This is a genomic window from Methylobacterium gnaphalii (genome assembly GCF_007992215.1).
Taxonomy (GTDB): Bacteria; Pseudomonadota; Alphaproteobacteria; order Rhizobiales; family Beijerinckiaceae; genus Methylobacterium; species Methylobacterium gnaphalii.
Genome location: NZ_BJZV01000023.1, coordinates 1 through 12,464, shown reverse-complemented (window position 1 = coordinate 12,464; position 12,464 = coordinate 1). Strand labels below are relative to the sequence as shown.

The 12,464-nt window shown below is 63.5% G+C and carries 23 protein-coding genes; 11 read left to right on the top strand and 12 right to left on the bottom strand.

Annotated features, from left to right (window positions below; translation table 11 throughout):
• Positions 1-23: 23 nt before the first annotated feature.
• The 4 genes from MGN01_RS17865 to MGN01_RS17850 all read left to right on the top strand — a co-directional run bounded on the left by MGN01_RS17865 (position 24) and on the right by MGN01_RS17850 (position 1,810).
• Positions 24-626 (top strand): hypothetical protein, encoded by a 603-nt coding sequence (locus MGN01_RS17865; RefSeq protein ID WP_147048185.1) that lies wholly within the window; start codon positions 24-26, stop codon positions 624-626.
• 27 nt (positions 627-653) lie between these two features.
• Positions 654-1,007: a hypothetical protein gene (locus tag MGN01_RS17860; RefSeq protein WP_147048184.1), complete on the top strand. Its 354-nt coding sequence runs from the start codon at positions 654-656 to the stop codon at positions 1,005-1,007.
• Between the two features lie 129 nt (positions 1,008-1,136).
• Positions 1,137-1,574 (top strand): hypothetical protein, encoded by a 438-nt coding sequence (locus tag MGN01_RS17855; RefSeq protein WP_147048183.1) that lies wholly within the window; start codon positions 1,137-1,139, stop codon positions 1,572-1,574.
• A 23-nt stretch (positions 1,575-1,597) separates the two neighbouring features.
• Positions 1,598-1,810, top strand: a complete 213-nt coding sequence (locus MGN01_RS17850; protein ID WP_147048182.1) for a hypothetical protein — start codon at positions 1,598-1,600, stop codon at positions 1,808-1,810.
• Here the strand turns inward: MGN01_RS17850 and MGN01_RS17845 are convergent.
• From MGN01_RS17845 to MGN01_RS17820, 5 genes are all read right to left on the bottom strand, one after another.
• Positions 1,807-2,142, bottom strand: a complete 336-nt coding sequence (locus tag MGN01_RS17845; protein ID WP_147048181.1) for a hypothetical protein — start codon at positions 2,140-2,142, stop codon at positions 1,807-1,809. The two genes, MGN01_RS17850 and MGN01_RS17845, sit on opposite strands and share 4 nt — an antisense overlap.
• Positions 2,143-2,419: 277 nt before the next feature.
• Entirely contained in the window at positions 2,420-2,641 is a 222-nt protein-coding gene (locus MGN01_RS17835) for a hypothetical protein (protein WP_147048180.1), read from the bottom strand.
• A 41-nt stretch (positions 2,642-2,682) separates the two neighbouring features.
• Entirely contained in the window at positions 2,683-2,886 is a 204-nt protein-coding gene (locus MGN01_RS17830) for a hypothetical protein (protein ID WP_147048179.1), read from the bottom strand.
• A 154-nt stretch (positions 2,887-3,040) separates the two neighbouring features.
• Positions 3,041-3,601 (bottom strand): recombinase family protein, encoded by a 561-nt coding sequence (locus tag MGN01_RS17825; protein WP_147048178.1) that lies wholly within the window; start codon positions 3,599-3,601, stop codon positions 3,041-3,043.
• Entirely contained in the window at positions 3,598-3,894 is a 297-nt protein-coding gene (locus MGN01_RS17820; RefSeq protein ID WP_147048177.1) for a hypothetical protein, read from the bottom strand. Before MGN01_RS17820 ends, MGN01_RS17825 begins: the two co-directional genes overlap by 4 nt.
• A gap of 248 nt (positions 3,895-4,142) precedes the next feature.
• Here MGN01_RS17820 and MGN01_RS17815 point away from each other — a divergent pair, with 248 nt between their 5' ends.
• A complete protein-coding gene (locus tag MGN01_RS17815; protein WP_147048176.1) occupies positions 4,143-4,571 on the top strand; it encodes a hypothetical protein in 429 nt (142 codons plus the stop codon).
• Here the strand turns inward: MGN01_RS17815 and MGN01_RS17810 are convergent.
• The 4 genes from MGN01_RS17810 to MGN01_RS17795 all read right to left on the bottom strand — a co-directional run bounded on the left by MGN01_RS17810 (position 4,568) and on the right by MGN01_RS17795 (position 6,808).
• Positions 4,568-4,888, bottom strand: a complete 321-nt coding sequence (locus MGN01_RS17810; protein ID WP_147048175.1) for a hypothetical protein — start codon at positions 4,886-4,888, stop codon at positions 4,568-4,570. The two genes, MGN01_RS17815 and MGN01_RS17810, sit on opposite strands and share 4 nt — an antisense overlap.
• Before the next feature lie 60 nt (positions 4,889-4,948).
• Positions 4,949-5,629 (bottom strand): transcriptional regulator, encoded by a 681-nt coding sequence (locus tag MGN01_RS17805; RefSeq protein WP_147048174.1) that lies wholly within the window; start codon positions 5,627-5,629, stop codon positions 4,949-4,951.
• Between the two features lie 216 nt (positions 5,630-5,845).
• Positions 5,846-6,430 (bottom strand): GIY-YIG nuclease family protein, encoded by a 585-nt coding sequence (locus MGN01_RS17800; RefSeq protein ID WP_147048173.1) that lies wholly within the window; start codon positions 6,428-6,430, stop codon positions 5,846-5,848.
• Between the two features lie 3 nt (positions 6,431-6,433).
• A complete protein-coding gene (locus MGN01_RS17795; RefSeq protein ID WP_147048172.1) occupies positions 6,434-6,808 on the bottom strand; it encodes a helix-turn-helix domain-containing protein in 375 nt (124 codons plus the stop codon).
• Between the two features lie 145 nt (positions 6,809-6,953).
• On the opposite strand from MGN01_RS17795, the gene MGN01_RS17790 reads away from it, so the two are divergent.
• Both MGN01_RS17790 and MGN01_RS17785 read left to right on the top strand, forming a co-directional pair.
• Positions 6,954-7,589, top strand: coding sequence for an AAA family ATPase (locus MGN01_RS17790; RefSeq protein ID WP_147048171.1), 636 nt, complete (start codon positions 6,954-6,956; stop codon positions 7,587-7,589).
• The gene (locus MGN01_RS17785; RefSeq protein WP_147048170.1) at positions 7,582-7,893 is read left to right on the top strand and encodes a hypothetical protein; all 312 of its coding nucleotides are present in this window, start codon (positions 7,582-7,584) and stop codon (positions 7,891-7,893) included. The genes MGN01_RS17790 and MGN01_RS17785 overlap by 8 nt, the downstream gene beginning before the upstream one ends.
• Before the next feature lie 216 nt (positions 7,894-8,109).
• Here MGN01_RS17785 and MGN01_RS17780 read toward each other — a convergent pair whose 3' ends face one another.
• Positions 8,110-8,364 carry a hypothetical protein gene (locus MGN01_RS17780; RefSeq protein WP_147048169.1) on the bottom strand — a complete coding sequence of 85 codons (255 nt, stop codon included), beginning with the start codon at positions 8,362-8,364 and terminating at the stop codon, positions 8,110-8,112.
• Between the two features lie 601 nt (positions 8,365-8,965).
• Here MGN01_RS17780 and MGN01_RS23675 point away from each other — a divergent pair.
• The 4 genes from MGN01_RS23675 (at position 8,966) to MGN01_RS17765 (ending at position 10,377) form a co-directional block, all read left to right on the top strand.
• The gene (locus MGN01_RS23675) at positions 8,966-9,172 is read left to right on the top strand and encodes a hypothetical protein (protein ID WP_170246055.1); all 207 of its coding nucleotides are present in this window, start codon (positions 8,966-8,968) and stop codon (positions 9,170-9,172) included.
• Positions 9,162-9,560 (top strand): type II toxin-antitoxin system death-on-curing family toxin, encoded by a 399-nt coding sequence (locus MGN01_RS17775; RefSeq protein WP_170246054.1) that lies wholly within the window; start codon positions 9,162-9,164, stop codon positions 9,558-9,560. The genes MGN01_RS23675 and MGN01_RS17775 overlap by 11 nt, the downstream gene beginning before the upstream one ends.
• 158 nt (positions 9,561-9,718) lie before the next feature.
• Positions 9,719-9,997, top strand: coding sequence for a type II toxin-antitoxin system RelE/ParE family toxin (locus tag MGN01_RS17770; RefSeq protein WP_147048167.1), 279 nt, complete (start codon positions 9,719-9,721; stop codon positions 9,995-9,997).
• Positions 9,998-10,050: 53 nt separating this feature from the next.
• The gene (locus tag MGN01_RS17765) at positions 10,051-10,377 is read left to right on the top strand and encodes a HigA family addiction module antitoxin (protein WP_147048166.1); all 327 of its coding nucleotides are present in this window, start codon (positions 10,051-10,053) and stop codon (positions 10,375-10,377) included.
• Between the two features lie 55 nt (positions 10,378-10,432).
• Here the strand turns inward: MGN01_RS17765 and MGN01_RS17760 are convergent, their stop codons facing one another.
• Positions 10,433-10,999, bottom strand: a complete 567-nt coding sequence (locus MGN01_RS17760; protein WP_147048165.1) for a deoxynucleotide monophosphate kinase family protein — start codon at positions 10,997-10,999, stop codon at positions 10,433-10,435.
• Entirely contained in the window at positions 10,996-12,348 is a 1,353-nt protein-coding gene (locus tag MGN01_RS17755; protein WP_147048164.1) for a metallophosphoesterase family protein, read from the bottom strand. Before MGN01_RS17755 ends, MGN01_RS17760 begins: the two co-directional genes overlap by 4 nt.
• Positions 12,349-12,464: the final 116 nt, after the last annotated feature.

The window sequence follows — 12,464 nt, the reverse complement described above, 5'->3', positions numbered from 1 at the left end:
CTAACTTCAAACCAGAGCAGATCATGCAAGCTTCGGAACTATCAGTGCTGGTCTGGGAATGTCCTAGCGCGCCAGCATCAATGCGCTTTCTTGCGGGCGTTATCGCGCCGGGCAGCACCTGTTTATCCGGCGGCGAGACGTTCATGGCCCGAACTCTCGAAGCCGCCAAGCTGGCCGCGCTCTCATCAGAGCGGGCGAATATCGAGCGCCGAAAGGTCGCGCGTGCCGCAGATCTCGCCGCCAAGGCCAGGGCAAACTTGCCAAAGGCAAGACCGCAATCGGCAATAACTGATCAAGGTTATGCATACTTGTTTCGGGCCTTACTCATCGAAAGAAGGACTTGCGCAAGTTTAGGCGAGGAGTTCGCTCGCTCCGGAAGCCGAGTTCAGTCGGTATTCATGAAACTACATCGCCGCCTGAAACACCCTGCACGCTTCCGCCTCTTGCGGCGCCAGATACCTGATTTCACCGCCTGCGAAGCATTCCTAAAGGCACGCGACCTCGAACAGATGCGCGCCGCGTTCTCCGCTATCGAGCCAAGAGCGCAAGCATTAGTGCTAGATACAATCGACAGAATGAACGCAGACGCCGCAGCGCTGGAAAGCGCGTCAGGTCCGCTTGCGTGAGAGCGCCAGGCCCGAAGGGGGATCAGTATGTCGGACAACACAATCACCACAAAACAAGCAATGGCCGCCGCAGAGCGAGCAATTGCGGCGGGCGATCGTGGTGAAATGGCACGCACGCTTGCGGTTATTGGAGCCTTCTTTGAGATGCTCCAAGGCCTCAAGGGGATCGAGAGCTATATTGTTGATAAGATCGACCAAGACAAATTTGACATAGAAGCCGGCGAGCGTCATCCGGCCATAACCGCCGAGCTAAAGAGCTGGAAAGACGCGCTTAACGCCCTTAAAGCGGGCGAGCGCGTCGCCGAGCTTCTCGGCGGATCTGCCAAGGACTCCGGCGAGGTCAAGCCGCCGCAAGACAACAGCCCGGCGAACGAGGGCTGAAATGTGGGGCAACCGCGCCCCACAACGCCGCCCACATCACCGAAGGGCACGCAGAGCGCAGACAGCCGCGAGACGGCACCCGATCAGCCCGCGCAAAACGTGGGTGAAAATGTGGGGTGAGGCACCAACATGACGATCAGCTCGACCCTCCCGCCCGGCGTGACTTGCAGCGATCACCGCTGGCAGAGCGGTTACGAGGCGGGCTTCGAAGATGATCACCCGTGGTCTGACGACCCGGTCTATATCGCAGGATGGCTCACGGGATACATGGGAGCCGATCAGTGCGGTGAGGCTGATGCGGTCGCGCGCTACCGCGAACATGCCGTGCCCTGGCATACGCTGAGCCAGCGTGTACCGGCCCGAGCATCGCTCGGCGAGCCGGAGGGCTTAAGCGAAGCTTGTGAAGTCAAGAACGGAGACCGCCGAGCGTTCGCTCGATACCTGCCCGGCATTGGCGGCTCATACGAAGATATGAACGCCCCCAACATGCGAGAGGAAGCGTGGATAGGGGAAGACGGGAAGCCGCTTTCTTGGGAGCCGACACACTGGCGGCCGGCGCCGATCTAGGCGGACAGGGTAGGAGCCGAACCATGCAGAACGAGATGCTACACGTCGACGAGCTGCGCCGCGAGCGCGCCGAGCTGCAGTCAGCCATCGATCGGGCCGAGCATTGGGGCGCCGCCACGACGGCACGCTATGAGCGCATCCTCGGGATCGACGCGGCACTACGGTTCGCGGAGTGCCTCACGCCGCCACCGGAAGCCGCGCCCATCGTCTATATCAGCACGCCAGGCTCGGCCTAACCCTTCCCGCCTTGGATCAGCCGAGGGCGCATCATCGCCGCCGGCAAATCCGGCGGTCTCGGCGACGGGTTCGCGATATCGGGGAAGTAGGCGTGGCACCGGGGGCTGTATTTCTGCAGCTTGCGGGCGCCGGGGCCAGGATCGGGCCGGGGATAGGGGCAGTCGGCCGCGATGCCGGCGAGCACGTCGGCGATCGGCGTCTCTGAGCCGAACCGGGCCGCCAGGCGCGCCAGCCGGTACACGCCATGCCGGTTCGGGCACAGGTCGCACGCGACGCGCACCCTCACCCACGGATAATAGGCCAGGCACGGCACATAGGGATGATCAGCCATGCCGCCCGGCTAAGTCGCCCAGTTCAGTTCTCCGGTTCCGAACGCCCGAAGCACCCGTTGCCCGGCCGGCGTCAGAAACCAGGCCGGCACCCGCTCGTGCGGATCTTCGGCAACGGATGGGCGCACCTCGGCATATCCCCGCACGACAAGGGGCGGCATGACGCGCGGATAGGCCTCGCGGCGGAGACCGGTCGGATTGGTCCGGAGCGCGCGGAGAGCCTCGAGCTGGCGTCGGGTTATGCCAAATTCGGCAAGCAAGCGATGCTGAAACAAGGCGCTATTCCGCCTCTCGATCGACAGCCGCGAGCCACTCCTCGCGCTGCTCACGGTTCATCAGCTCCCACGCCGCCACGGTCGCGAATACGGGGACCGGGAGTCGCTCCTCGCTCTTGCGGATAAGATCGCGCGTGCTCACCAGCGACCGCCCTGTAAGGCGCGCCAAGTCGACGAGTTCGAGGTCGTGTTCCCGCAAACGCTGATGCCAGCCTTGATCACCCATGACGCATTCCCTCACTGTTACGCAGACGATGGCGCGCGGCTTTAAGCCGACACGAGATTGACGCGCAGGAAGCCACGCGAGATCAGGCGATTGCGCTGATCAAGCGCTTTTTCGACGGTCGCGAGGTCCTGCAGGGCGTCCCGCACGACGAGGCGAAGCGCGACGGACGGGTTGCCCTGCGCGAGCGCGAGGTAGCTGTCGGCGATCGTCTCTGCCTCGGTGAGTTTGTGTGCCGGCTGTCCCATGTTCCGTTCTCCTCGTGAGAGAACAAAGTAAGAACAAACCGTATGTTCCCGTCAAATCGGTGGCTGTGGATGAGTGTGGACGAAACAGCCGAATACGGTTCGAACCTTATAAGGTTCGGTGGTCAGAACGTTCGAACGTTCGAGGCTTAGAATGTTAGGACAATCGACGTCGAGCAATCTCTTGGTAGAGCGTCGAGCGGCCGAGCCCGACAGCCTTTGCTGCGTCCGAGGGGGACGTGCCGGCGTCGACCAATGTGAGGGCCGCCTTGAGCTTCCCTGCGTCGCGCGGCGGCCGGCCCAGGCGCTTACCTTCGGCCCGCGCAAAGGCAATCGCGTCACGCGTGCGAGCCGCAATCATGTTGCGGTCGAACTCTGCGAAGGCTCCACAAATCTGGAACATCAGCTTGCCGCCCGGTGTCGTGGTGTCGACGGGCTGCTCGAGGCAGCGAAACCCAAGGCCGCGCCTCCCGAAGCCTTCCACAAGGTCAATCAGATCGCGCAGAGATCGGCCGAGGCGCTCGAGGCGCACGACGAGGATCGTATCGCCCGGCCGAGCATAGTCGAGCATGGCGGTAAGCTGCGGACGATCCGAACGGAGGCCGGAGATACGGTCCTCGAACACGCGAACCGCGCCGGCCTCCTCGAGGCGGAGCCTTTGCGCGCCAGGGTTTTGCTCTTCCTTGGACACGCGGGCATAGCCGAGGAGCGCGCTCACGGCTCGGCCGGCGCCGGCCACTGACGATAGCAGATCACCCCGTCAGTCAGCTCCTCACGATCGAAGGGCTCGGCAACCTCACACGGCTTGAAAGTGTGGCGGATGATCCGGAAGCCCTCTGCGTCGAGACGGTTCATCACCCAATGGTGGAACTGGCGTTCGCGGGGGACGCGGATGAAGGTGTCATGCTCGAACTCTGCCGGATTGATCCGCACGAGCTGCACAACTGCCGCCACAGTGCCGGCCCGAAAAAGATCGAGCTGGCTTGGCGCCGGCCTCCGATGCTTTGCCAAGCTCCCCTCCCCGTCCAGAAATCGACCGTTTTACGGACGACGCAGAGGGAATCCTAGCTCAGCTTGTTGAGGCCGTCCAGAAAGTGCGTCCAGAAAAGCGAACGTCCAGAAAGTGAACTGAGACGATTTATGGACGCTGGAATAGGGACGTCAAGCGCGCGCCCGATTGAAAGCTCTGCCGCTCTTGCGGATCACCGGTCATTCGGAGTCTATGAGGTTCGGATTCCCGAACCGTCTGAGGTCAGACCGTGCCGATCCGGCCCGAGCACCGTCACTTCTACCCGATCGATTGGGCCGAGCTGTCCGAGGTGATCCGGTTCGAGGTCGCCGGCGGCCAGTGCCAGCAATGCGGCGCCCCGCACGGCGCGTCGATCGTGCGCCTTGGTGACGGCCGATGGTTCGACTTGGCCGGAGGGATCTGGCGGGACGGGCGGGGGCGGCCGGCGGCGCCAGGTGCGGCGATCCGGTGCGAGGCCGTGAAGGTGACGCGCATCGTCCTGGCAACGGCGCACAAGCGGCACGACACGAGCCGCAATTCCCGCAGTGACTTGGCCGCGTGGTGCCAGCGCTGCCACCTCGAGCACGACAGGCCCGAGCACCTCCGTCGTCGGCGGCTTACCTATCTCCGGCGCTACGCACTCGGCGACCTGTTCCTCGGCGCCTATCCAGTGGCCTAGGGCTGCTCACGCACATTTACGTTGCGCTGGCGAACCCAAACACAGGCGTCGATCGAGCCGATCTTTCTCACACAGGCGTAGGGCCAGGAGTTTTCTTCGATCCGCACCTTCAGACCCTCGGGCAAGACGGAGCACTGCCCCGTATCGAGGCCGCGCTGTATGAGCTTTGTTTGCGCCTCCTTGTCGTCGACCATATCGTCCAGCCGACGTTGAACTTTGAGATCTTCGCAAGCGAAGGCCAGTTTGCCCTCAATGAAAGCGGCGCGGGCCGGCAGGGCGAGAAGACAGAGCGGAATCACAACGGCAAGCTTGAGCATCTGCAGAGATTGGCAGGAGCGGTGAGCGGCGACGAGTCTGTTTCGACATTGGCGCGGCTGTCATCCCCGACGTCTTTTGCGGCCCGCGACCTCGTAACGATTTTCCCCCTTGGTAGCCTTGAGCGGGTTCCGCCTGCCTTTTCTCGAGCAAGATGAATCTCTTGTATTCGTGCCGGTCCCGGTTTGAACCCCTCCCCCTCGACAAGTGCGCAGGGCGAGCCAGGACAGCCAGGCGCGATCGATGATCCGCACGACGTTCGTTTCCGAGCGGTAGCGTGAGAGGCGCCGCTCCTCGATCGTCACGAGGCCGAGCGCGCGTGCTTCGCGAAGGGCACGCTTGACTGAGCTGCGGGCTACGCCGGCGAGCGCCGCAACGTGCTCGATCGAGAGGCGGCAATCCCCGCGCTTGTTGATCTCGGCCGCCACAACGGCTAGGGCGGCGGCCTCCGCCAGGGTGAAGCGGGCGGCGATCGGCGGGGGCATGTAGCCCGAGGCAGCCCAACGGCGACGGCGTTCCATGCTGTCCGATGAGCGCGGCCGGGAGCCGACGCGGGCCGGCTTGCGCGGCGTGGGTGCCGATCGGCCGAGGAGCACGCGGGCCTCGATCTCGGCGGCCAGCTCGGTCGCGCCCGCCTCCCCGATCACGCCGGCGGCGAAGGCTTGCCACAACGCCTTAGAAACCTCCGACAGTCTATCCGGAGCGGCCCCCGCGATCTGCGCGCGGAATTGGTCATAGAGCATCGGTCACACGCCTTGCTGAGGCGCGCGGCAGGGCTCTCACGGGAGAGAACCCGCGAGGGCATTCAGGCAAAGCAAGGCCATTGCAGGAATTGGCGTTCCTGCTTGATCCCTGGCGGGATCTGTGAGAATGTCGGGACTGCAAATGGTGTCCCGTCGATCTCTGGTCGGCCCGAAGGCCCTGCGTTTGGCGACGCGGGGCCTTTGCTTTTGTCTAGGTCACTGTCGCGGCAGGTTGCCCTCGGTTGCGACTCGGCTGGCCGAGTCGGGTGAACGGTTCATGTCGCCCAACTTTGGTTCAGGCGTCAAATGAATGGGCCTCAAAGCTACATCGGCGGCGTCAAGCGCCCAGGCTAGAAGAGACCTGATAGCTTCTGAAGTATTCGGAATAATATCTTGCCGCGCTCGCCATTCGGTTAGCCGGTCAATCATTGTCTGATCAAGCGATAGACCTATTGTAATTCTTTTGCTTGGTGATATTTCAGCCAAACTAGGAGCACGCTCCCCGTCATCAAAGCGTTGCTCGGCCGCCGCAATTATTGCCGCCGCTTCCTTTCTACTTATCCGAAACCACTCGCCATCGACTCGACGTTCCCGCCCTATCCAATGGCAAAGCTTTTCGATCGCAACGGCATCGGCCCTAGGCCGCTCCAGCCACGTTAAGACTTCAAGATCCCTCAAGCCGCCCGATTCAAGAACTGCCATGCGGTTTGCAAGATCCGAGGAGTGACCAAGCTTTATCGCGCCATCGCGGCGGCGAATTGCATACACATAGGCGCGCTCGGAAAGACGCTTTCTTTGCATGTTCTACTCGACCGCGCCGAGGTCTTGTCTGATCTTTCTCATTTCCTCGCGTAAACGATCCCGCTGATCCTGAGCCAGCATTTCCCAAGAAATAATCAGAGCTTGGACATACAACGGCACGCCGGATTTCCACCTTCCTCGCAATTGCAGGGACACGGTGTTTTCGGCGACACCCAGCAACCCAGCCAATTCTTTTTGGCTGAGGCCCGCTCGCTTTGCTCTTAGTTGCCAGGGAGAATTGTCCACGATCCGGGCGGGTAGCCGTACCGTGGCTGCAGAGCAATCGGTCAATGTCACGTTGATTTCCCTCTTGACGCCCAGAATCAATGTAACATACATTTTAGTCAACGGGGCGGAGAAAACAAATTTTTCGCTCAAGGGACTAGGAAGCGCGGCGAAGACCCAAAAAGCCGGGTGCGTCCTGCCTATACGAATCAGCTACGGTTTCCGGCTACGTACCTCATGAGGTCATGAGTCTCTGAGTCTCTGTCCCTCGGGACGCATAACGTTCGAAGGTCATGCCGTGCGGGTGATAGCCCTAGTTTCTCAAAAAGGTGGCGTGGGGAAGTCGACGCTGTCGATCAACCTGGCCGCACTAGCCGGCGAGAAAGAGCCGGCGATGATCATCGATCGCGATGCACCTCAATGCACCGCCTCGAAATGGTGGAACCGTCGCCAGGATCTCGAACCGCCGCCCGCCTATCCGGAGCTGATCGATATCGGGCAAACGCCGCTCAAGGCGGCCGTCACGAAGCTGAAACCGCAGCCGGGCTTCCTCTTTCTCGACACGCGGCCGGCGGTTGGCGCCGCCGAGGCCGAGGCCGTCCAGGCCGCCGACTTCGTCATCGTGCCGGTCAAGGCGGCCATCGTCGATATCGAGGCCATCGCGCTCACGCTCGACATTATCCGGCGGCTCGACCGCAAGGCCTTGATCGTCGTGAACGCCGCGAAGAATGACCGACGCGCCACCGATGCGCGCGCCGCCCTGTCGCGCTTCCCCGTTTCCGTTTGCCCGCACCACCTCTCCGACCGCGCCGCCTATCTCGACGCCCCGATAGACGGATTGAGCGTGATGGAAATGCAAGGCGCAGGCGCACGCGCCGCAGAACACGAGCTGCGGCAAGTCTGGCAATGGGCGTTGGAGACGATGAATGGCTAACCCGCCACGCCGCAAGCCCCGGTCACTGTCCGAGTTCGATCCGAGCCAGGGCAATGGCGGCACGCAGCCGCCCGCACCTCCGCCCCCACCGCCGCCGGAGCCGCCCGACGAGGAGGGCGTGCCCGTGAGCTATCTCGTGAAGGAGAGCGATCGGGATATGCTCAAGATGCTCTGCATCCAGAAAAAGCTGTCGGGGCAACAGCTCCACCACCTCGCGATCAATTACTGGCTGGCCTCTGAGGGCCTTCCGCCCCTGCAGCCACAGACGGCCAACCGGGCGAGCGGCGGTCGCAAACGACGGTAGCCGCTGCGACTCCGGACCTCATGAGGTTCGGAGCTTCTGAGCTTCGCAGTTTCGCATACGTACTTTAGGGTCGCCCAACAATTCGCGAATCCGTGCGAGTTGGGGGGACCCTCGTCGTGCTCTTACACGCGAGGTAGGAGGCGGGCGTTCACGCACTGTCGCTCGCCGGCCGGCAAGGGGTCGCGGACTTATCACCCGCGCCCCTTGTTCTCACGGCTAGGCCGCCTCTAGGGCACCCTCGGTGAAGGTGACGGGCAGCGGCGCCGGCTCGGGCAAGACGCCCGCCTTGAGGCCAAGCAGAGCCACGGTTGCGACAGAGCGGATCTCACGCAGCTCGCACCGATCGATCGAGGCATCGGCCGCGACCCGCTCATCGCGGCGCGCATCGTCCTCAGCCTCGCCGTCGTCCTCGCACTCATCGTCCTCGAAGTCCTCGAACAACGCGCCGAACATGGCGAGTTGGTCAATCATTTCTGGCTGCCCGTCGAACGTGAACCGCACGGTTCCGTCAGGGAGAGGCCGAACGTCAAGCCCCTGCATAATAAGGTTGAGGAGGCGAGTCGCCTCCCGCTGCACACACAAAGCCGCCCGAGCCTGAGACAATTCCAAGACACGCACTGTCGTCGTTCCCATGTAACGCTAGCTCTTACTAGCGGGAGTGACAGGCTCTCAGCTTAGAAATTAGAGATCGCAGGCAACGTTTATCACGCGCCACCTGCTACGTCTGATCTCGCGATCTCGCGTTGTCCTCGCCTTTGTTTAGCTTCTAGCCTCACCGAGTATCCGACCCGGTTAACGGTTTCGTAACACGACGTAACAAACGCGCAAATTGAATTTTGAGTCGTCCAGCGAAAAAGTTCATGCGTATTTTGACGCGCCGCAAGAGAGTCACACTTCGGAGATTCAGACCTCATGAGGTTCGGACGTTCGGAGAGTCGAATATTCGGCCTGATCTATGCTGGCCTGAAAACGCAAAAAGGCCCGGCCGCGCCTGAGAGCGCAACCGGGCCTCAGATTGACAAGGAGCAGGGGCGACCTCACCTTACGGCTGCACACCATTGGAGCCATCCCCTTGGCTAAGCGCACACATCGCGTCGGCCTTGCCACGTGGCACACTGTCACCACGCCGCCGACGAGCACGGACGCCGAGCCGAAGGCGAAGGTGCGCGCAGCGCGCGCGCCTCGCATTGCTATGCCCAATCCCGAGGTCGACGTCGCGCAAGCCACACGCGAGACGATCGAACGCTATCCGACCGTCCTGGCCTATCTTGCCCGTTGAGCCTACGTGGCTCGACGCCAACACGGTTATCGCCGTCAATCGAGAGCTGCTCGACGGTACTCCCGAGCCACATGGCGTGCTTGATTGGGGCAAGCTCGACAGCGCCGTGAACCGTCCGCGCATGTGCTTCGCCTATGACGAGATCGACGACGTCGGCGATCTGGCCGTGCTTCTGATGTTCGCTATTGCTCGAAGCCACGCCTTCCAGCAGGGCAACAAGCGCACAGGCTTCGTTGCCGCAGACGTCTTCCTAAAGCTCAACGGCTACCGTCTCACCGTGCCGGACATAGCGGACACAGCCAAGCGCATGGTCGCCGTCATCGAAGGGCACGCCACGTTCGGGGAATTTCAGCGGTTCATCGATCCCTACATTCAGCCGATCCCCTGAAACGCAAAAAGGCCCGGCCGCGCGTGAGAGCGCAACCGGGCCTTGGTGTAACATTGTAGTTGACACACCACGCGAAAGCGCGCATATGTGTAGCGTGTCGTTTGACACGTTCCCGCAATTGTTTTCAAGCTTAGAGGAAAAAAGGCTGTTTTCAGAGTATGATAGTGAGTTTTCGCCACAAGGGGCTCGCGAAGCTTTTCGCTTCGGGTTCCTCGCCCAAGGTTGCGCCTGCCTTACACAATCGCTGCCTTCGCATTCTCGATGCGCTCGACGCCGCATCAGCACCCGGAGGGATGAACTTCCCCGGCTTCGACTTCCACGCACTCAACGGGTTCAACCCGACACGGTACACCGTTCACGTGAACGGGCCGTGGTGCATCACGTTCGAGTTCGAGGGGGAGAACGCCGCGCGCGTTGACCTCGAGCAGTACCACTAACCGAACGGGCGACGGCCTCGGCTGTCGCCCGCACACAGACAGGAGAGATTGCTTTGGCTCAGGAATTCGCGGCCGAGCGCCCGAACCGGGCACCCACTCACCCCGGCACCATCCTCAGAGAGGACGTGCTGCCGGCTCTAGCCATCACGATCAAGGCGCTGGCCGAGCACCTCAAGGTGTCGCGGCAGCAGGTGCATCGCGTTCTCGCTGCGGAGTCGGATATCTCGCCAGAGATGGCCATCCGCCTCGGCAAACTTTGCGGGAACGGCGCGCAGGTTTGGATGAGGATGCAGGCCGCGCATAGCCTATGGCGCGCGGCTCAGCATATCGGCGCCGATCTCGACACCATTCCGACGCTCCACGCCAAGCGCGCCGCCTAGAAACGCAAAAAGGCCCGGCCGCGCGGGAAAGCGCAGCCGGGCCTTGGTGCCGCGTCTAGGCGGCCGCTCGGAGGAGATCGGCGAGCACCCGATCAAGGGCGCAGCCAAGCTCGTCGCGCGATCCGTCGTTGAGGATTGTCGCATTACGCGGGAGATCGACCTTTTCCGATCCGTGCCCCGAGAGCGGGATCACGGCGCCGGGGCGGTCGATCCTCACGATGAGGCCGCCGAGGGCCTGCACGGCCTCCGCTTCGTTCGGAAACCGACAATCCTCGACGACGACGCCAGGGGCGCCGCGCGCCAGGGCCGCGCGGGCACCGGCCTTCCAGCCCTCGACCCATAGGCCAGGGGCGATCAGGTCGCGGCCCCATTCGGTGCCGAGGGTCTGCATAACCTTACGCGGGGAGGCGCCGAGGAACTCGGGCGCAGGGGCTTCCTTGCGGTCGCCCTCGATCATACGCTCGATTTCAGAGGCCTCGACGCCCGCTTGCGCCAGGAAGGCACGAACCATGGCCTTAAGCGGCCCGGCGAAGCGCACGCGGGCGAAGCCGTGTCGATCGGCGAGGATCTCGGCCGCCGTCGACTTGCCGGCCCCGGCAGCGCCAGTGAGGGCAATAATCATGCGGCGTTCTCCGGAGGCAGGATGTTGACGGTGTTGCGGGAGATTTCGCCGCGCTCGGCGTGATAGGTGACGGCCGTCAGTGCGCGGCCGGCGCCATAGCCGTTCTCATGGTGCCAAGCATCCGGCGGGATTGGCGTGCGCAGGCTCTCGACGGTGACGCCGCCGACCTCGACGGCCGTCTTGGTGTGAATGTGCCCGGTGAAGATCGCGCGGAACCGCGTGAGCCCCCACGCCTCAGGATTGCGGGCGGCCATGAGCATGGGGAGATCCGCCATCTTGGCGGCGTCGCCATGCGTGCCGCCGAGGAGGTTGCGCCCAAATCGCCACCACCAGAAATACCCCGGATCATCGTCGACGGTGACGCGCGGATGATCCCGATAGTGCAGGGAGAGCGCCAGGCTTACCGCAATAGCGCTCTCGCGATCGTGGTTGCCGCGCAGGATACGCACGAGCACGCGCTCGTGCCGGGCGAGTGCCGCCTCGACGGCCTCGATCATCAGGAGCGTGGCCGCCCGGAGGATCTTGGGATAGCGGCCGTCGACGTCGAGGACGTTCTTAGATTTCGGCGTCGCGTTATCGTAACCGTCCGCGTGCAGGAGGTCACCGAGGCCAAGCACGACGGCCTGCCGTGAGGGCGGCGCCGAGGCGACGAGGCGGCCGACGCTCTCGCGGATGACCTCCTGCGCAATCGAGAGATCCCAATTGACGCCGGTCTCCCGGCGCCAGGTGAGCAGGCCGAGGTGCAGATCGGCGAGGGGATAGATCGTGGCCGTCGCGTCATCGACGGCGGCCGGCGGCGGCAGCACAAGGGCGCGGGACGCGAAGGCCTCGAAAGCCGACCGGATCGCCTCGACCATCTCGGCCGGGGACAGGGGCTCGCGATCAGTCTTGACCCATTTCGCGATCGTGCGGCCGTCGCCGTCGAGGAGCGCGGACTCGCCCTTAATGCGCTGGCCGGGCAGGGGCGCGAAGGCCTCGCCGGGCGCGCGGGTCTGCGTGACATACTCGGCCGCCACCTTGCCGGCCGCGTCCGTCTTGCGCGTGGTTCGCTTGATGACGAAGCCAGGGAGCACGGGCGCCGTTCCCAGCTCGCCGCGCACGGCCGCGATCGACCAATCAGGCTTGAGGCCGTAGCGCCGGAAATACGAGCCGGGCTTGTCCGGCGTGCCGATCCGGCCACGGAAGGTGACGCGCTCGACGCCGAGTTCGTCGCCGGCCATGCGGATGGCGGATTTGAGTTTCCAGTTGCCGACAGGCGAGGAGACCGGAAAGCCCTGCGCCAGGAAGTGATTGACGCGCGCGACAGCGGCGCCGGCCGCCAGGCGGGCGGCCCGTTTCGATTTCGACATGGGAAGGACCTCGAGGGCGAGGGAAGACGCTCAGGCGTCGTTCGCGGGAGGCGCGGGGCTGATCGCACCACCGGGCGCGCGAGCGCCGATGAGCTGGCCGACGGCGCGCGACAGGG